This is a genomic window from Clostridium sp. JNZ J1-5 (assembly GCF_053901425.1).
Window position 1 is genome coordinate 1371390 of sequence record NZ_CM132773.1, and the last position, 19406, is coordinate 1390795.

At 30.9% G+C, this 19406-nt stretch carries 15 protein-coding genes; all 15 read right to left on the reverse strand.

Annotated features, from left to right (window positions below; all coding sequences use genetic code 11):
* Positions 1 to 27 precede the first annotated feature (27 nt).
* On the reverse strand, positions 28 to 3528 hold the full coding sequence (locus ACWW38_RS06550) for a hypothetical protein (RefSeq protein WP_456259985.1): 3501 nt from the start codon (positions 3526 to 3528) through the stop codon (positions 28 to 30).
* A gap of 155 nt (positions 3529 to 3683) precedes the next feature.
* A complete protein-coding gene (locus ACWW38_RS06555; RefSeq protein WP_456259986.1) occupies positions 3684 to 4013 on the reverse strand; it encodes a hypothetical protein in 330 nt (109 codons plus the stop codon).
* A 16-nt stretch (positions 4014 to 4029) separates the two neighbouring features.
* A complete protein-coding gene (locus tag ACWW38_RS06560; protein WP_456259987.1) occupies positions 4030 to 4671 on the reverse strand; it encodes a hypothetical protein in 642 nt (213 codons plus the stop codon).
* A gap of 4 nt (positions 4672 to 4675) precedes the next feature.
* Positions 4676 to 4897 (reverse strand): YdbC family protein, encoded by a 222-nt coding sequence (locus tag ACWW38_RS06565; protein ID WP_456259988.1) that lies wholly within the window; start codon positions 4895 to 4897, stop codon positions 4676 to 4678.
* Between the two features lie 36 nt (positions 4898 to 4933).
* Positions 4934 to 8194 (reverse strand): type I restriction endonuclease subunit R, encoded by a 3261-nt coding sequence (locus tag ACWW38_RS06570; RefSeq protein ID WP_456259989.1) that lies wholly within the window; start codon positions 8192 to 8194, stop codon positions 4934 to 4936.
* 42 nt (positions 8195 to 8236) lie between these two features.
* A complete protein-coding gene (locus ACWW38_RS06575; RefSeq protein ID WP_456259990.1) occupies positions 8237 to 9487 on the reverse strand; it encodes a restriction endonuclease subunit S in 1251 nt (416 codons plus the stop codon).
* A complete protein-coding gene (locus tag ACWW38_RS06580) occupies positions 9477 to 10994 on the reverse strand; it encodes a class I SAM-dependent DNA methyltransferase (protein ID WP_456259991.1) in 1518 nt (505 codons plus the stop codon). Before ACWW38_RS06580 ends, ACWW38_RS06575 begins: the two co-directional genes overlap by 11 nt.
* Positions 10995 to 11013: 19 nt before the next feature.
* Positions 11014 to 11607: a helix-turn-helix domain-containing protein gene (locus tag ACWW38_RS06585; protein ID WP_456259992.1), complete on the reverse strand. Its 594-nt coding sequence runs from the start codon at positions 11605 to 11607 to the stop codon at positions 11014 to 11016.
* Between the two features lie 172 nt (positions 11608 to 11779).
* Positions 11780 to 12085 (reverse strand): hypothetical protein, encoded by a 306-nt coding sequence (locus ACWW38_RS06590; protein ID WP_456259993.1) that lies wholly within the window; start codon positions 12083 to 12085, stop codon positions 11780 to 11782.
* 311 nt (positions 12086 to 12396) lie between these two features.
* Positions 12397 to 13902, reverse strand: coding sequence for a 23S rRNA (uracil(1939)-C(5))-methyltransferase RlmD (gene rlmD / locus ACWW38_RS06595; protein ID WP_456259994.1), 1506 nt, complete (start codon positions 13900 to 13902; stop codon positions 12397 to 12399).
* Between the two features lie 171 nt (positions 13903 to 14073).
* The gene (locus tag ACWW38_RS06600; protein WP_456259995.1) at positions 14074 to 14778 is read right to left on the reverse strand and encodes a DUF554 domain-containing protein; all 705 of its coding nucleotides are present in this window, start codon (positions 14776 to 14778) and stop codon (positions 14074 to 14076) included.
* 427 nt (positions 14779 to 15205) lie between these two features.
* Positions 15206 to 16075 (reverse strand): IS3 family transposase, encoded by an 870-nt coding sequence (locus ACWW38_RS06605; RefSeq protein ID WP_154674973.1) that lies wholly within the window; start codon positions 16073 to 16075, stop codon positions 15206 to 15208.
* On the reverse strand, positions 16045 to 16338 hold the full coding sequence (locus tag ACWW38_RS06610; RefSeq protein WP_055668282.1) for a transposase: 294 nt from the start codon (positions 16336 to 16338) through the stop codon (positions 16045 to 16047). Before ACWW38_RS06610 ends, ACWW38_RS06605 begins: the two co-directional genes overlap by 31 nt.
* Positions 16339 to 16461: 123 nt before the next feature.
* Positions 16462 to 18216 carry a pyruvate kinase gene (pyk, locus tag ACWW38_RS06615; RefSeq protein WP_456259996.1) on the reverse strand — a complete coding sequence of 585 codons (1755 nt, stop codon included), beginning with the start codon at positions 18214 to 18216 and terminating at the stop codon, positions 16462 to 16464.
* A 26-nt stretch (positions 18217 to 18242) separates the two neighbouring features.
* Positions 18243 to 19202 carry a 6-phosphofructokinase gene (pfkA, locus tag ACWW38_RS06620; RefSeq protein ID WP_456259997.1) on the reverse strand — a complete coding sequence of 320 codons (960 nt, stop codon included), beginning with the start codon at positions 19200 to 19202 and terminating at the stop codon, positions 18243 to 18245.
* Positions 19203 to 19406: the final 204 nt, after the last annotated feature.

A 19406-nucleotide genomic window follows, 5' to 3' on the forward strand; every position in this document is an offset into this window, starting at 1 on the left:
CCTAAGCCAGCTTCGCTGGCGGCATAACTATCCTTTAATATCAACTATTACTTTTATTACAGTTTGTGAATCCTTAGCTGTAATAATTTCTTTTATAGTAACGTCATGATTAATATATTTTCTTAAATCTATTCCTGAAGAAAGAGTTTCTCTTTCCTTAATGCTCATGTTACCAATGATACCAAGCCAATTCTTTTCATTTACAAATAGCTTATAGGTCTTTCCAAGCATTTCATTTGCTATTTCTTCTGCCTTTCCTTTTTCAACATCCATAATAGTTATTTTTAAATCCTGAATATCTGAAAGCTCCTCTTCTACTTTTCTAATATACTCCACAGGAATACTCATGTCCTTTTCCTCATCAAATTTTAAAGGGTATTCTCCATTAGAAACCTGTGTTTTATAATACTCTCCAAGCCATTCAAAAACATCTTGCTCTTTTTCATTAGCCTTAACAACATATATCTTTTCTTTATCCTCATGCATTTTTATATTCTGAAGGATACCTTCAGGAGCAATAATCCAGCAGAAGGAATAATTATCGTTTTGGTTATTATATTTTGAGTTTATATAAGTCATACGGACAGCAGCTGTTGCTAGTAATGAAGGACAGCTACACACTTTTTCAGCATCAGTTTTTGTTTTCTCATATAAAGCCTTGAACTTCTGGTCTACAATTTCACGTTCCCTTTTATATCTATCATCACTGGAATAAGGATTTATATGAGATTTTAAGATAGCAAGTACCCTGTTCTCCTTAATAAAGTAAGAATAAACATCATCTAATGCTTCAATAACCTTTTGTACCTCTTCTCCATCTAATTCAGGATTCATCAAATAATTGTATATATTCTCAAACCTTTGAGCCTTTATTTTTCTGTTAGTATCTTCCCGCATAACCTTGTTTACATATTCTTTAAATTGCTTCATCCTATCTGCAAAGAAATCCATAACAGACTTAATTGAGTAATCCTTATTAAATTCATTTCCATCTTTATAATACATGAACTGTGGCTTCTTCCTGAATTTAAGCTTAATAACCTCTGGAATAACTACTTGGTCAAACAAGCCGCTTTTACTTGCATCAATCATCTTTCCTTGCAAATCTTTCATTATAGCAATAGGTAGAGCATACTTTGGTAAATTTCCTTCTTCATTTGCAATATTCTCAATAGCAGTGTTAATATCCGTTATTACACCTGTTTTATCCTCTGAATCTAGAATAAACTGAATTACATTATCTTTATTCCATTCCCTACTTGGAGCAGTAGCCTTATCCTCATCATTTACCTGAACTAAAGATGGAACAACGTAATCTTCTATAGTCACAGTATCTTTTTCTGGAAAGCGTTTATTAAAATGGTCTTGTAGACTTTGATTTATTACTTCAAGCAAGTTTTTATTGAAATTCTCACTATCCTCTTTTTTCACAACAAAGTTATAATTCTGCAAATATTCAATCTTGGTATCCTTCAAATTGTAATCGGTAGAAAGTACAAACAGCTCGTCCCCATCTTTATCATTTCCCCCAAGCCTGTCTGGTTCAGTACCAAGAGGCATCTGAATTATATTATCAAGATGCTTTATAAATTCCGAATCCTCCCCTTGATAATCTACAAAATCAACCTGTGCAATTTCAGAATAGCTCATTATAGGATTTCTTGCTAATAAATTTCTGCCAGTTATTTTGCCACCACAGTAAAATTCTTTCTTTCCAAGGAAGCCTGAATACTCCCACTGCTCTCTATTTTCAGCACCTGCATATCTTAAAAACGCAAGGATATCTTGTGTAACATAAAGGTATTTTCCTCTTACATAGAATCTACCCATGCACATATCATTAAGCTTTTTATTTATAACATCTTTAATGGTTTGAATTACCTTTCTATCAAAGACCATCTTTTTATTAATATGAATCGCTTTAATAGCATCTGCACATTCCTTTGCTAAATTAGTATCAGCATTCTCCTTTTGAATAAGGTTAAGGAAGGTTTCAATATACTTTATATCCTGCCAGTCTATTTCATCTTTACGGTAAATACTTAGAACTTTATGAATAACATCTCCTTGGATATTAGAAAGTGCAAGCAAATCTAATTTATTTATATTAAGAGCAAGCCACAGCTGATATGTTGCCCTTCGAAACTCTTCTTCCACAGGCTTTGCAAAGTTTGAAACACCTATGACATCATAACCATATTTAACAAGCAAGTCCTTGTATTCATCTATAATCTTAAACATCCATTCTTTCTTTTCAGATCCATCTTCTTTAACTCCAGTAACATTTAATTTTGCTTTAAATGTTGATTCCGTAGTAAGGATGTCAATTTCATCAACTTTATGAGGTTGTCCCCACATATCAGTTATAGACTCAATATTATGCTTTTTAAAGTATGCCTTAAAATCTACAACAGGAAAAAATCCTTTTACAGCTGGTATACGAAGCTGATACCCCGTAATAGGATAATCCGTTTCTATAAACTCTTTAAATTTATCTCCAAGTTCCTTAGAAATAATGCCCATGCCATCAAAGACATTTTCAACGCACTTATGATTTTTATCTGTATAAAGCTGAAGCCCTGTTGACCACTCAGTAATAGGAATCTCCTTTATTTCATCCTCTTTAATTTCATCAGTTTGCTCTTCAATAAACAAAGGATAATATTTTGCCTTTGTATCCACATATATTCTAGCTTTCGGATTTTCAAGTTCCTCTGCTTTTACTTTCCTACCATCAGTTTTCCACTGATTAACAGTTTTATATGTTCCCTTTTGTCTATTCTCTTTTGTTTTCTTTTCTATATTACATTCATTAGAATTAACTGCTTCGCTTGCTGATTTTATCTTTTTATAATACTCCTTATCTGCATCAATCCAAGCCATCAGTTCTTCATAAAGCTTCTCTTCTTCTGGACTCCTATTATATTCCTTAATTATATTTACATCTTCATAAACTGGAACTTCACAGTCTGGAATAATACATATACCAAGCTTTTTCATATCCGTAGAAATTAAATATACATCCGTTGTAGTCAAAGCATTTCTTGTTAGGTTCTTTGATACAGTACATTTTTTAGGCTCAACACCAAGAGAAATATGTTCCTTAAGCTTTTCATAGTAATCTTCATAAACAAAAATCTGCCTGCATTCTTTATTTTGAGAACCTGAAAGCACATTATCTAAAAATACAAAATGCCCTAACGGTTCTGTATTAATATAGAAACCTTCACTTAGAAGTCTTTGAAGCTTTGCTGTCTGCTCCTTATTTCTACTTCTGCCTGTTTCTACTGTTATTATAGGAGCAATATTTTTCTTTACCCTTATCTCATTACCATTTTCATCAGTTTTATATTCAACAGCATCATCATACTGACGCTCTCTTATTTTCTCATTTAAAATATACAGCATTAATGTTTCGCTGGTATTTATGGCTTCTTCTTCTGAAAAATTCACTATAAGTTTTCCATCTTCTTCATAAATATCATCTAGTTTATACTGCCATATGTGATATTGTCGTTTTGAAATCATATACTTGTACCCCCATTCTGTTATGTATCTATATAAAAAAATATTTTTCTAAAATTTCACAATAATTAAATTATACTCCTTGATGTTTCCTATTTAAATATTTTTAGACAAAATAAAACACCAGCCACCTTATCAGCAGTTGATGTTATAATTAGTTACTCAATTGATAGCAAATTCAATTTAAGATATGATAATTTAATTTCCCCTGTTTTATTGGTAAAATCCAATTTATAGCTACTAATATAATATTCTTTAATCATATCTTCTTTAACTTCATCATTTAAAATATTTTTCTTATCAGATTTTAATAATTCTTCATAGCTAAACTTTGAATTGGCATCTTTACATTTTAGCATAATATCGAGATCAACATCATCAACTTTTATATTAACCTCTGATTCTTTCTTTAATAGTTCTCTTTTACCATTTATTCTTTCAGATCTTTTTATCTCGTGAATAATAAACTTTACATCCCATTTAGCCATAATTTCCCCTCACTTTTTATTTAAAAATCCCATCCATTAAACTATCTTCTGATTTTTTCTTACATTCATAATATCTTGAATCTGCTATTAGTTCATATGCTATCATTCTTTTATATTCACCATCAACTAATTCTAAATCTACAATATAGACTGCTAAATTTTCTAATGATAAACTGTCAATCAAATTGTGGAAACTATCGGTTGATAAATTTATTATCATCTTCTTGTCTGGGAGATATATCCTAGCAAAAGCATCAACAATACTAAACCTATGTCCAATTAAAATATTTTTATCAGATTTTATTTTGTAAATTGAATTTTCTTTATCTAGTTCAACTATAAAATTGGGTTCTAATTTTTCTAAAATATAAATGATAGGACTTAATGTATAATCACTTTCGCTATGCCAATCTTTTAACATTGGCTTTATTTTTTTATGAGACATTACCTTCCAATCCTCAATTTCAAATAATTCTTCAACTACATCTTCTGAAACCAGATATTTTTTAATTTGAATAAAATTATTTTCAATTGAATATTTTAATAATGCTCTTAATCTTTTATCATAAGCAGAAGCTTTTGTGCCACTAAATAGTTTTTCATAATTAAAGTTCTTCTCTAGATTTATTTCTTTAGAAAACAGCTCTTCTATATTCATAAAATCACAACTCCATCCCATTAAGTAAATCTCTAAGCTTCTTTAATTCCTCAACCGACAAAGTAACTCCTTTGCCCATCTTCTTATGTTCTTCATCCCAATCTCTCAAATCATACTTAGCTTCTTTATCATTCCAAGAGATTAAGTTTAATTCTTTCTTCCAGTCTTTTGAGGACTCTGAAAGAGTTCCTATGTTTTGCTTGATTTCAAATTTTATATCTGCCACGGTTAACCCTCCAATAAATTATTAAATTTCACATTATCAAACCATATAATCCTCTTTATCTTCTGCTACTCTTTCATATTCTTCATAATCTTCTACATTACCACACATTAATTCAGCTTGCCTCATTACAGTTTTTAATGCATTCTTAGCTTGTTCTGGTGGATAGTCATATTTTTTTAGAAGTCTTTTTATAATTTTCCTCATACCTGCTTGAGCACTTTTTCTTACGCTCCAATCAATTGTTACATTCCTTTTAATAGCAATGGTTAATTCGTGAGCTATTTTCTTTAGCACCTCATCTTCCATGAATTGTTTTACAGCATCATCAGCAGTTAAAGCATAGTAGAAAGCAATTTCATCTTCATTCATTCCTAAATCTTTTTCTCCTTCAGCTGCTTTTTTCATTTCCTTTGCCATTCTTAAAAGTTCTTCTATAACTTCTGCATTAGTAATAGCTTGATTTCTGTATTTATTTAGGGCTTTTTTCAACTTTTCCGAGAACTTTTCTGATTTTACAAGATTGTTCCTTTCCATGGTCTTTATATTACCTTCAAGTAATTTTTTAAGCATTTCTACAGCTAAGTTTTTATATTTTATATTTTTAATTTCTTCAAGGAACTCCTCTGATAAAATTGATATATCAGGTTTTTCAATGCCCATAACATCAAATACATCAATAACTTCCTCTGATATTATAGAACGCTGAAGCATTTGATTTACTCGTTCTTCTATCTCTTTTTTAGATTTTTTTCGAATATTTTTTTCCTGGAGTTTTGTAAGACTTGCCTTTACCGCTTTAAAATAACTTACTTCAAGTACTGATTCTTTTCCTTCTGTTGTAGCCGCACACAATGAATGAGCCTTAGCAAGTTCTACTGCAATCTGTTTAAATTCCTTCTGCTCCTTCTCGGGTTTCCCTAATATAAAGTTCATTCCTCCAGTAATTGCCCTTATTCTTGCCACCTGTGATGTTCCCATATAATTAGAATAATCAAACCCATGCATCATATTTTGCAGTATTTCTAATTTTTCCAGCATAACCATTACTGCTGCTTGAGTATCTATTCCAGTATTTTTCCTATCATTATCTGTAAACTCATTTAAAGCTCGCTTTAGGCTTTCAAGAATACCTAAATAATCAACAATTACTCCACCTGCTTTATCTTTAAATACCCTGTTAACTCTCGATATTGCCTGAATTAGATTATGACCTTTCATAGGCTTGTCAACATACATAGTATGCATAGAAGGAACGTCAAAACCTGTAAGCCACATATCACGAACAATAACTATTTTTAATTCATCTGCATTATCCTTCATTCTTTTAGCAAGAGTATCTCGCCTATGCTTTCCACCTATATGATTTTGTAACCTTTGATTTTTCTCACCAGCCGATCCTGTTATAACAACTTTAATCTTACCCTTGTCCAAATCATCACTGTGCCAATCTGGTCTTAATTTTATAATTGCATCATATAAGTCAACACAAATTCTTCTACTCATGCATACAATTAAGGCTTTTCCATCTATAGTTTTTGATTTTTCCTCATAATGGCTTACAATATCTTGTGCAAGCTTTTTAATTCTATTAGGTGAGCCAACCACTGCTTCTAATCTTGACCATTTTGATTTATTTTTTTCCTTTTCATTTTCCTCTTGACCTTCTGTAATTTCTTCAAACTCATCATCTATTTTTTTAAGTTCATCATCATCAGTTTCAAGCTTTATTACTCTATTTTCGTAGTATATTTTAACTGTAGCTTCATCCTCTACAGCCCTTGTCATATCATAAACATCTATATAATTTCCAAATACCGCTGGTGTTGATTTATCTTCACTTTCAATTGGTGTTCCAGTAAAACCTATAAAAGAAGCATTAGGCAGAGCATCTCTTAAATATTTAGCATATCCGTATTTCACTTCACCTGTTTTAGTATTTGTCTTTGCTTCTAATCCATATTGACTTCTATGAGCTTCATCCGCAATAATAATAACATTTCTTCTATCTGTTAAAACTGGCATTTCACCACTCTCAGGATTAAACTTTTGAATAGTAGTAAATATAATTCCACCAGATTCTCTATCATTTAACAAATCATAAAGCCCATTGATTTCTTTTACATTTTCTTTAGCTTGCTGTTTTTTCTGTTCATCTGTTAATTTTCTTACATCCGCCTGTTTTGGAGTCTGTCTTAATATATCTACTGATTTTGAGAATGTTCCATATAACTGATCATCCAAATCATTTCTGTCAGTTATAACTACTATAGTTGGATTATTTAACTTTTTCACAAGAAGTGCTGTATAGAACACCATAGTAAAACTTTTTCCTGAGCCAGTAGTATGCCAAACAACACCTATTTTTCTGTCTCCATCAACACTGGTTGCCTCTTTTGTTTTCACTAATGCTTTTTTGACAGCAAAATATTGATGATAACCTGCAAGTATCTTTATTATTGTTTTCTTCTCGCCAATTTTATTACCCTCTAAATCCTTTTCTTCTTCCTTAGATTCTTGAAACAATAGGAAATTTTCAATTATATCAAGAAGCCTATCTTTTCCAAACATCCCCTTAAATAACACTTCATATTGTGGAACAGCTAAAGACTCAATATTTTCTCCGTCTATGGTTCTCCAATTCATAAATCTTTCTTCATTAGCAGTTATAGTTCCAGCTTTTGCATTAATTCCATCTGTTATTACACAAAATGCATTATAATTAAAAAGAGAAGGTATATCACTTTTATAGGTTTGAATTTGATTATAAGCATTTTCAATTCCTACATTTTCATCAGAAGTAGACTTAAGTTCAATAACTACTAATGGAATACCATTTATAAATACCATCAAATCTGGTCTTCTCTCTTCTTTTTCAATAATAGTAAATTGATTTGCCACTAAAAATTCATTGTTGTTTTTCTTTCCATCCACATCATCAAAATCTATAATATAAACTCTCTTCGTTCTTATTTGTCCCTTATCTACATAAGAAACTTCTATCCCATCTGTTAAAAGTTTATGAAAGTACCTGTTATTCTCTACAAGTATTGGACTATTAAAAGTTATTATTTGTCTATATGCATCATCAAGAGCTTCCTGTGGTAAATCTCTATTGATTCTGAATAAAGCATCCTTTACTCTATCTTTTAAAATAACATCCTTATAATCTTGTCTTTCTGGATAATCACCATCGCATGATATATCAGGAGCAAAAATATAATCATATTCAAGTTCCTTAAATATCTCTATAGCTGCTTCTTCTAATAGATCTTCTGTAAAATTTTCTAGTAAACTCATCCCCATTTCCCCCTTCAACACAAATCACTAATTATCTGAAGATTACACAGACACCTTTATTTCATCTGACATAAGTTTAGGTACTACAATATCTCTTAAATTTGTAAGTATTATATTCTCTTTTGATATTTCAATTAACTTATTATATATTGGATCTATAATAAGTGAAAATAATTCTAATTTTTCCTTAGACGGATTTAGAATTTTCATATTATCAATATCACATTTGCCAAGGTGAATTACAGTTGTTCCTACTTTTGAATGTTCAAAAAATTTCATATAGGGTTTTATTGCCTCAAATATAAAATAATTATGAACGTACTCTTTATTAGATTTAAACATACAAACTCTTTGATTTAAATAACCATTTTCTCCTCTCCATATAGTAGGTGTAAATTCTGCATCCATACCTACCAATACATCACCTGGGTTTATTATCGTAGCACTTTTATGTTGTTCATTAGTATAAAATGCAGGTGTAAATGTTTTTAAATCTCTAATCCTAATAAGTGGTAATCCAATACCTTCTTCATTGAATAATTTTGAACTAAATGGTGCTCCATATACTACATCCGAAATGTTATATATACTACCTAATTTCCATCCTTGTGGAATAAAACCCATATCACTCTCAATCATTTTTCCCCCATTTGATTTATAAGGTTCTCCTTCTTCATTGGGAAACTCAAAATCCACGAACCATTGTTTATAAATAGCTTGAGCCATCTGTTCAAGCTTCTTAGTTATTTTACTATTAGTTTCAATTTTTTTATTAACATTGTAATATAAATTTCCTATAAACCTTTGTTCTTCAATAGGTCTTACTTTAACTTTTGTCTTTAATAATTCTGTCTGTCTTAATCCTGATACAGAAGTACCAGTTGCTCTACCATCTATTTCTTTTTGATATTTTCTTGTATTCATATAAGCTGAAAAATATCTTGAATCAAGTATATTATTATTTGTTCTGATTGCAAATAACCTCTGTCCTAAAACAATTTTTTCATTACTATCCCAATACATATTTTCACCAAGTGTTGCACCTTCAGAAACTAATAAGCAATCTCCTCTCTTTACATCAACTTTCATCCACTTTTCATATACATCATTACTTACGAATCTAATGTCATTTAAATTTGATAGTTTTCCTCCATGAACATTTTTTGCAGAAATTGTCTTAATGCCTTGCTTAACCCAATCCCCCCCCATTTTCTTGGGAGTCTTCCCTCTGTTGTCTATAATTAGTTCAATACATTTACCTAATTCAACTTCTTCTACCTTATTAAAAATCATATCCAATTCTCCCTAAATTGTTTTTTATTTCATCTTCAAGGTGTCTAGATTTTGCAAATAACTCTGCCAATTCACTTGTTAGTTTCTCCATCTTTTCTTCAAAAGGAATTCCATCGTCTTCTATTTCTTCCATTTCTACATATCTACCTGGTGTTAATACATATTCATGTTCCCTTACCTCATCTAAATATATTGACTTACAAAAACCTTGAATATCTTTATAGTTCCCATTAAGATTTCTCCAATTATGATAAGTATTTGATATATTTTTAATATCATCATCTCTTAGTTCTCTATGTTTTCTATCAATCATTTCCCCTAATTTTCTAGCATCAATAAACAATATTTCATTTTCTCTCTCTCTAAACTTAGAATTATCTTTTCTATTTCTATTTAATATCCATAAAGATACTTCTATTCCTGTTGAATAAAATAGTTTACCTGGTAATGCTACTATAGCATCAATTAATTTTGCCTCCACTAGGTTTTTCCTTATTTCACCTTCATTAGATGTATTTGAACTTAAAGCTCCATTAGCAAGAACTATACCTGCACAACCATTTGGTGCTAAATGATACACCATATGCTGTAACCATGCATAATTTGCATTGCTTTCTGGTGGAGTACCATATTTCCATCTTACATCACCTGTTAATTTATCTCCGCCCCAATCACTTATATTAAAAGGTGGATTTGCCAAGATAAAATCTGCCTTTAGAGTTTTATGTAAATCATTATGGAAAGTATCATCATGATGTGAACCAATATTTGCATCAAGCCCTCTTATTGCAAGATTCATTCTACAAAGCTTCCATGTAGTAGAATTTAACTCTTGTCCATAAATAGATAAATCATTGATTTTTCCTTGATGCTCTTCAATAAACTTTTCACTTTGAACAAACATACCACCGCTACCACAGCATGGGTCATATATTCTTCCTTGATATGGCTCTATTAATTCAACTAATGTTTTAACAACTGAAGTAGGAGTATAGAATTCTCCACCACCCTTGCCTTCTGCATCCGCAAATTTTCCCAAAAAATATTCATATACTCTTCCAAGTAAATCTTTCTCACCATTTTTATGAAGTTTTATGGTAGAAATCAAATCAATAAGTTCTCCAAGTCTTCTCTTATCAAGTTCTGGTCTTGCATATCTTTTATCAAGAACACCTTTAAGCGTAGTATTTTCCTTTTCAATTAATATCATAGCATCATCAATAAATTGTCCTATTTTAGAGTCTTTAGCATTATCTTTTATATAATCCCATCTTGCTTCTTTAGGAACCCAAAATATGTTTTCTGATTCATATTCATCTCTGTCTTCTTCAAATCCATCTCCTTCTTCTATAAGTTCATTATATTTTGTTTCAAATTTATCAGAAATATATTTTAAAAATATAAGTCCTAATACTACATGTTTGTATTCTGCTGCATCCATGCTATTTCTTAATTTATCCGCAGATTTCCATAGTGTTTCTTCAAATCCAATATTTCCCGTTGACATTTTGCATATCTCCTTTATTTTAGAAATTATAATCATCAAAAATTTCAAACATTTCGCTTTCAAATTCTTCTTGGCTTTCATCACTATTTATTTTATCAGGTAAAACTTCTAAATAATGAGCCAAGGCTTCAATAGTTCTATGAAGAATAACTTCTTGCTGAGCTTTATTTAATAGTTTAATAATGAGTTTATATGTATCCATATATGGATTATCTTCTACCATATCTAAAGTCTCTTTAAATTTTGAAACAAGCTTTGCCTTTTCTATCTTTGTTTCAATAATATTCATTTCTTTCTTATTATAAACAGGCACTTCATAGATATCATTAGTTTCTTTTATCATAAATTGTTTATCATATTTTTCGATTACAGGATTTAGTTCCTTTTTTATTTTTTCTTTTTGAATTTCAAGTTTTTCTATTTCACTTAATTCCTTAGGAAAATATTCCTTGCTGATTCCAAACATTTCTTCAAGTTTTGGCAAATATTTTTTAGGTATGCTCTGTTTACCTTTAATCCATAAATTAATATTCTGTTTCTTTAATCCAAACTTTTCAGCAAGCTCTATATGTTGTATATTATATAAACCTAATATATATTCAAGCCCAATCAATGAACCACCACCCAATAAAATATTGTCTTAGTCAATATATTTATAGTATACAACCATTTTTTATACAAATCAATTATATTTTCAAATTTTAGACATTTTATTTAAGCATAATAAAAAGCATTCAATCCTTTCACATAGATACTGAATGCTCTTTATTGTACCTAATTACCCTCTAATAAATTCCAAAACAATACTTAATATACTGGCTTCTATTTGTATCAAACTTAAATCCCTGTTTTTTAAGCAATTCCAATATAAACCTATCTACTCCATAAGGAGTTTTATGCTTTTCAATAAGTTCTTTATTCATCTTTATTTTATAATTATCTAATGTTATCCTAAATTCATTATCATTTATTATTTCCAATTTAACTTCTTTTCCAAATTCTTTACTTAATGCATTTACTACCACTTTGATAAATTCTTCTGCCTTCATGTTCTTAGCCATGTACCCTCTTTGAATTCCTGATGTATTCATACAATTCAACTCCTATAATTTATTTTCAAAACAAAAAATCTCCTTACCCTAAGATAAGAAGATATCAATCCATCATTTATTTCACCTCCTCATCGTCTTTAGCTGAACCACCTTACATAATGCAGGTTGGTATAGGGTCACTGAGCTAAATCTCTACCCTAACTCTTGATATTTTGGTGTTTAATTTTTACAGTTTTAGTATAGCACTTTTGTTTTTGAAATACTATACTTTTTTAAGATTTAAATATAATAAAAAGCACCTACCGAAGCAGATGCCCTTTATTATACTTAAATCTTTATTTAATTCTATTCTATACTTCCGTTACTACTTCAGCCTTAACTTTACCCTTAACTTCCTTATCGTAATACTCCTTATTATATAGTAGTACGCACGTCTCAACGTGCCATGTCTGAGGAAACATATCCACTGGCTGCACTTCCACTGTCCTATATCCTTCCCTTTCTAAAATAGCTAAATCTCTTGCAAGAGTTCCTGGATCACAGGACACATAAACTATTCTTTCTGGTTTCATGCTGCCTATAGCTTCTAATAGAGACTTTTCGCAGCCCTTTCTTGGTGGGTCTACAACCACTACATCGGCTTTTATGCCCTTATTAATTAATTCAGGTATTACTTCCTCAGATTTACCAACTATAAACTCAACATTATCTACCTTATTTTCCTTAGCATTAACCTTAGCATTTTCTATAGCCTGTTCTACTATTTCTACCCCATATACCTTTTTAGCCCTTTGAGATAAAAATAGTGAAATAGTTCCCGTACCACAATATGCATCGAAAACTACTTCATTACCAGTTAAACCCGCATATTCCAATGCTTTATTGTAAAGCACCTCAGTTTGCATTGGATTAACTTGAAAGAAAGATAATGGAGATATGTTAAATTTAAATTTTCCAATATAGTCACTTATATGATCTTCACCATATAAAGTTATAGATTCATGTCCTAGTATAACATTAGTCTTCTTGGTATTTATATTTTGTATTATGCTAGCTACGCCATCTATATTCTCTCTAATCATTTCTACAAATTCTTCACTGAATGGTAACTGTCTTTTTCTAGTTACTATAACTATCATTATTTCCTTTGTAATAAAACCTCTTCTTATCATTATATGTCTTATAATTCCTTCGTCTAATGCTTCATTATAAGCTTTAATGTTATACTTTTTCATCCATTCTTTAGTCAGTGATACTACTCTATCACCTATTTCATCTTGTATATAACAAGTATCCATATCAATTATATTATGGCTTCTTGGAGCATAGAAACCTATCTTTATTTCTCCGTTTTCTTCTCCTACAGGAAGTTGAACCTTATTCCTATATCTATAGGGATTTTCCATACCAATAGTATCATGCAAAATAGCCCCTTTTTCTTTACCAGAAACCGACAACAAACTACCAGTTAATGGTGCCTTGTCACTAGTTACTGGCACTTGGTCACTAATCTTAAGTTTTCCTATTCTTTCAAGTACATCTTTAACTCTATTTTTCTTAAAATCTAGTTGACCTTCATAGCTTAAATGTTGAAGTCTACAACCTCCACATCTTTTATAAATGCCGCAAACAGGCTCTCTTCTCTCCTTAGCCGGCTCAATAACTTCTAATAGTTTCCCAAAAGCAAAACTTTTCTTTAGTTTTACAATTTTAATTTTAGCCCTCTCTCCAATTAAAGCACCATCTATAAAAATTGTATAGTCTTCTATTTTAGCTACTCCTTCACCTTCAAATCCTAGTCCTGTAATTTTAACTATGTATTCTCCATTTTTCTCTATAGGTATTATTTTGTTCATTTTCTTCTACCTTTCTATTAAAAACTTTTCCTAATATATTAAAGCCATTTTAAAACATAGACTTATTCTATTATGTTTACAAAATCCATATCCTTTATACATTTTATCAAAAAGCCCTTAAATATAATATAGCTTTAAGCAAAATAAGAATGCACTATAATAAATGCATTCTTATTTAAATATAACAATTCCTATTTGATATAAGATAGGTAAAAATATAGCTGGAAGTAAGTTTGCAACTTTAACTTTAGTTGCACCTAACATATTAAGTGCTAAAGCAATTATTAAAAATCCTCCTATGGCTGTCATATTCGTTATTACAGAAGTAATTAATACTCCTTTTAAAAATGACGCTCCTAAAGTTATTAATCCTTGATATATGAATACAGATACAGCCGAAATAGTAACTCCTATACCTAAAGATGATGCAAATACAATAGATGTAATACCATCTAAGACTGACTTTGCAAAAAGTGTTTTATGATTTCCCATAAGTCCACTTTCAAGAGATCCTATAATGGCCATTGCACCTATACAAAAAAGAAGACTGGATGTTACAAATCCTTTCGCAACTTGTCCACCTGTTTTGTTTAATTTTTTTTCTATATTACTTCCCAGTATTTCAATTTTTTCATCAATATCAATCTTTCCACCTATCCCTGCACCTATTACAGTAGATATAATTATTACTAGTACACTGCTAGATTCTAGTTTATTGGATACTCCTATAATATTTAAAGCTCCAATAAAAAGTACACAAAGAGCAAGTCCATCCATTACAGTCTTGCTTACTTTTTCACTCAATCCCCCTTTAACTAGCATTCCTACAAAACTCCCTGCTACAATAGCTAAGGAATTCACTATTGTTCCAAGCATCCCCACACCTCCATAGTATAAAGCCCCAAGATTTAATATAGTTATTATAAACTTTTTATTCCATAAAAGTAAGTAGTTTTTCAAATAAAAAAAGAGCACCCTAAATAGGATGCTGAGAATGGAATCAGTTGCATACAATATATTTTATTATTTTAACCATTTTTCACAAAATTATACTTTATAAGCATTACAGTCAAAACTTTTTATTTATTGCATGCATATCTACTTATTAAGTTTTACATAACATTGTATCATATATTTTACAATATAGCTAGTAGTTTTTTACTTTAATTTATAAGTTAAGAAAGTTGCGACACAACTTTTTAGCGAATAACTAATAGTGAAAAGTGAATAGTGATGGAGAAAAGTTATCCTTAGCTATTAACGAAAACTGTCAAGAATATTACACAAATAAAACAGTTAATTTTTAAGAACATTTTTCTTTCCAAAATTGATTTGGTGTTTTATAATCAAGCGATGAGTGCATTCTATCACTATTGTAGTACAACTCAATATATTTGATAATTGCACGCTTCGCTTCCTTGAACTTTAATTTTGAAATATCCTCAATTTCTTGCTTAAGGGTTTTCCAAAATGTTTCTATAGGTTGATTGTCACTTGGATTTCCAGGTCTAGACATGCTTGAACGCATTTTGTAACCTATAAGAATATCCTTTGTAGCGTTTGAGGTATACTGACAACCACGATCTGAATGAAATATAACACCCTCTGTAGGCTTAAATCTATGATACGCCATGTTTATAGCTTCATGTACTATTTCTTGTCTCATGTGAGTGTTTATATTCCAACCTACTATTCTACGCGAAGCTACATCAATTATTGCACTTAGATAAAGCTTAGATTTATAGATTTTTATTTCAGTAATATCAGCACACCAAAGAGCATTTGGATTAGTGATAGAAAATTTATCTACAACCAAATTCTCACTAAGATATTCTGCAGATGTCTTTTTAGCGTAGCTTTTACGTTTTTTACCACATTTAGGTTGTAGTCCATTATGCTTTAATATTGAAGTAATTTTGGGTTCCGAGACATGGATATCCCTATTCAAAAGTTCTTTTCTAATACGAATTCTACCATAGTTTCCATGATGTCTTTTAAAACAATTAATTACTTCCTGCTCAACCTCTATTTCTTTAACTGTCTTACATTTGAATTTGTGTTTATACAAGCCACTTCTTGACACTTTTAAGATACGGCATACTAGGCTTGTGTCATATTGATTGAGTTCTTTTTTGGCAAACTCTAATCGTGCTTTTGTTGTTTCGCAAAGTATGCCGCTGCTTTTTTTAGTATTTCAACCTCTTGCCTGAGAATTTCATTTTCCTTCTCAAGTTTCTTTAATTTAGCGTCCTCTGGACGAAGCTTTCCACTACCTACAAAAGCTTGATGTCCGTATGTTTTAAACTCATCAATCCATCTATATAGCATTATATGGCTAATGCCAAATTTTTCAGCGACAACCTTCGGTTTTAAACCTTCGTTTACCACTAATTCGCATGCTTGAATTTTAAAATCACTTGTATATTTTCTTGCCATAAGTACACAACCTCCATTTGTTAAAATTATACTATATTTTTAACTGTTTTAGGTGTGTACTTTTACTATACAACTTTCATCTATTCACTATTCACTTTATAAGAAAATTACATCGTAATTTTCTTATATGATATTTGCTCTTCCGTTATAAACTACTCCTCTAACAACATCCATAGTTATAAATGTCCCTGTTCTTATAGATTCTGTTGCTCCGCCAGCATTACAGATAAGTGGTACTCCTCTTGATAGACATTCGATAGCCATATGTGATGTTAATCCACCTTCTTCAGCTATAATTCCAGCTACTCTATCTAAAACATTCATGTAGCCTTTATCTAAATTTCTAACTATTAAGATATCATCATTTTCTACTAAATCAACAGCTTCTTCAGGATTTCTTATAATTTTAGCTGTTCCAAATCCTGGATAAGAACCTGCTCCTTTCCCTTGGACAAGAACATCTCCTACAATGTGTATTTTCATCATATTTGTTGTTCCTGAATAGTGAACTGGTATTCCTGCTGCTACAACAACTAGGTCTCCATTTTTAATGTATCCTTCTTCTTTTGCTTTATTTACAGATTCTATTATCATTTCGTCAGTAGATTCAAATTTTCTAGCATGTATTGGGAATACACCCCAATTAAGAGCAAGTCTTCTAGCAACCTTTTCATTAGGAGTTACTGCTATTATTGGACATTCTGGTCTATACTTTGAAACCATTCTAGCAGTGTTACCAGTTTGAGTTGCTGTTATTATTGCTGATACATTTAACTCTATAGCAGTAGTGCAAGTAGCCAAACTTATGGCATTTGCTACATTTGATAGAGCATTTTCCTTTCTCTTGTTTAACGCAGCTAAATAATCAATTTGCTCTTCAGCGGTTCTTGCTATTTTTGCCATGGTATTTGCAGCTTCTATAGGGTACTTACCATTTGCTGATTCTCCACTTAACATTACAGCATCTGTACCATCGAATATTGCGTTAGCTACGTCTGAAGCTTCAGCTCTTGTAGGTCTTGGATTTCTCATCATTGAATCCAGCATCTGAGTTGCAGTTATGACAGGCTTTCCTGCTTTATTGCACTTTTCTATAATCATTTTCTGAACTAGTGGAACTCTTTCTATAGGGATTTCCACACCCATATCTCCTCTAGCTACCATTATTCCATCAGAGAATTTAATTATTTCATCTATGTTGTCAACGCCTTCTTGGTTTTCTATCTTTGAGAATATTTGAATGTCGCTTCCACCATTTTGTTCAAGTATTTTTCTAATAGCTAAAACATCCGCAGCTTTTCTTATAAATGAAGCAGCAACCATATCTACATCCTGCTCACACCCAAATATTAAATCTGATTCATCTTTTTCTGTAAGAGCTGGAAGATTAATTTTAACATTAGGGACGTTAACTCCTTTTTTGCTAGATACTACTCCACTGTTTGCTACTTTACAATGTATTTTATTCTTTTCTATTTCTTCTACCACAAGCCCTACTAGTCCATCATCTATCAAGATTGAATTTCCTGGCTTAACATCTTCGTATAATTTATCATAGGTTACAGCACATTTTGTTTCGTCACCAACTATATCTTCTCCACAAATTATAGTAAACTTATTTCCTTCTTTTAGCTCTACTTTGTCTGCAAAATTCTTTGTTCTTATTTCTGGTCCTTTTGTATCAAGCACTATGGCTATTGGCTTACTATGAGTTTCTCTTAATCTCTTTATTAAATCTATTCTTCTTCCGTGTTCTTCATGATCTCCGTGAGAAAAGTTAAGTCTTGCAGCATTCATTCCTGCCTTAATCAATTCTGATAATATTTGTTCATTATCACTTGTAGGTCCGATTGTAAAAACCATTTTTGTTTTTTGCATACATTACTCTCCTTTAAGTTATAGTCTTAGTAAGATAGTATATTAGCTATATTGTATAATTCATCATCAAATTTATTTTCCATAGAAAGGGCCTCTTCTATATCATCATCAATTACTTTATTTTGTCTTATACCAACTACTCTAGATGATTTTCCTTCTACTAATAATTCAACTGCTCTTGCTCCGACCCTTGAAGCCAATATTATATCAAATGCACTTGGACTTCCTCCTCTTTGTATATGTCCTAGCACTGTTGCTCTTGTTTCTATTCCAGTTACCTCTTGAACTTTTTTAGCCAAAGGCTCCGCTTTACCTGCTCCTTCTGCTAAAATAACTAAGTTATGAAGTTTACCTCTTAATTTTCCTTCTAGTATAGTTTTGCACAAATTATCTTCACTAAATTCTTTTTCTGGTACTATTACGCTTTCAGCTCCACCTGCAACTCCTGCATATAGTGCTAAATCTCCGCAATTTCTTCCCATAACTTCTACTATACTAACCCTTTCATGAGAAGATGATGTATCTCTTAACTTGTTTATAGCATCTAACACTGTATTAATAGCAGTATCAAACCCTATAGTATAATCTGTATAGGCTAAATCATTATCTATTGTTCCTGGAAGTCCTATAGTAGATATTCCCATCTTAGACAATAATCTTGCTCCTTGGATGGAACCGTCTCCTCCTATAACAACAATCCCATCAATTCCAAAAGCTTTTAAAATATTTACAGCTTTCTTTCTGCCTGCTTCTGTTCTAAATTCTTCACTACGAGCGGTTCTCAAAATTGTCCCACCCCTATTAATAATATCAGATACACTATGGCGTCCCATTTCAAAGATTTCACCATTAATAAGACCGCTGTATCCTCTTTGTATTCCCATAACTTTAAGGCCTTTATCTAGTCCTGTCCTAACTACTGCTCTTATAGCAGCATTCATTCCTGGAGCGTCTCCTCCACTTGTCAAAACAGCAATTGTTTTCATTTTTTTATTCCCTCCTGACACCGTGGGACTTATTTTATCCCGTTAAACTTATAAATAAACTAGTTTAACATTATCATTAACTTTACGGATAGTATATCATTATATTTAAAACTTTTCATTCAAAATTTCGTCAAAATATAAAAATAATTTTAGTTTCTATATTTAGTATTATTTTTTCTCCTATTAATATTTTGTTTACCTAAC

Coding starts and splice junctions, on each gene's coding strand:
- ACWW38_RS06570 (WP_456259989.1), bottom strand. CDS start 8,194: ATGAGTTTACTAGAAAATTTTACAGAAGATCTATTAGAAGAAGCAGCT.
- ACWW38_RS06590 (WP_456259993.1), bottom strand. CDS start 12,085: ATGAATACATCAGGAATTCAAAGAGGGTACATGGCTAAGAACATGAAG.
- ACWW38_RS06550 (WP_456259985.1), bottom strand. CDS start 3,528: ATGATTTCAAAACGACAATATCACATATGGCAGTATAAACTAGATGAT.
- ACWW38_RS06555 (WP_456259986.1), bottom strand. CDS start 4,013: ATGGCTAAATGGGATGTAAAGTTTATTATTCACGAGATAAAAAGATCT.
- ACWW38_RS06610 (WP_055668282.1), bottom strand. CDS start 16,338: ATGGCAAGAAAATATACAAGTGATTTTAAAATTCAAGCATGCGAATTA.
- pfkA (WP_456259997.1), bottom strand. CDS start 19,202: ATGAAAACAATTGCTGTTTTGACAAGTGGAGGAGACGCTCCAGGAATG.
- ACWW38_RS06580 (WP_456259991.1), bottom strand. CDS start 10,994: ATGTCAACGGGAAATATTGGATTTGAAGAAACACTATGGAAATCTGCG.
- pyk (WP_456259996.1), bottom strand. CDS start 18,216: ATGCAAAAAACAAAAATGGTTTTTACAATCGGACCTACAAGTGATAAT.
- ACWW38_RS06560 (WP_456259987.1), bottom strand. CDS start 4,671: ATGAATATAGAAGAGCTGTTTTCTAAAGAAATAAATCTAGAGAAGAAC.
- rlmD (WP_456259994.1), bottom strand. CDS start 13,902: ATGAACAAAATAATACCTATAGAGAAAAATGGAGAATACATAGTTAAA.
- ACWW38_RS06575 (WP_456259990.1), bottom strand. CDS start 9,487: ATGATTTTTAATAAGGTAGAAGAAGTTGAATTAGGTAAATGTATTGAA.
- ACWW38_RS06600 (WP_456259995.1), bottom strand. CDS start 14,778: ATGCTTGGAACAATAGTGAATTCCTTAGCTATTGTAGCAGGGAGTTTT.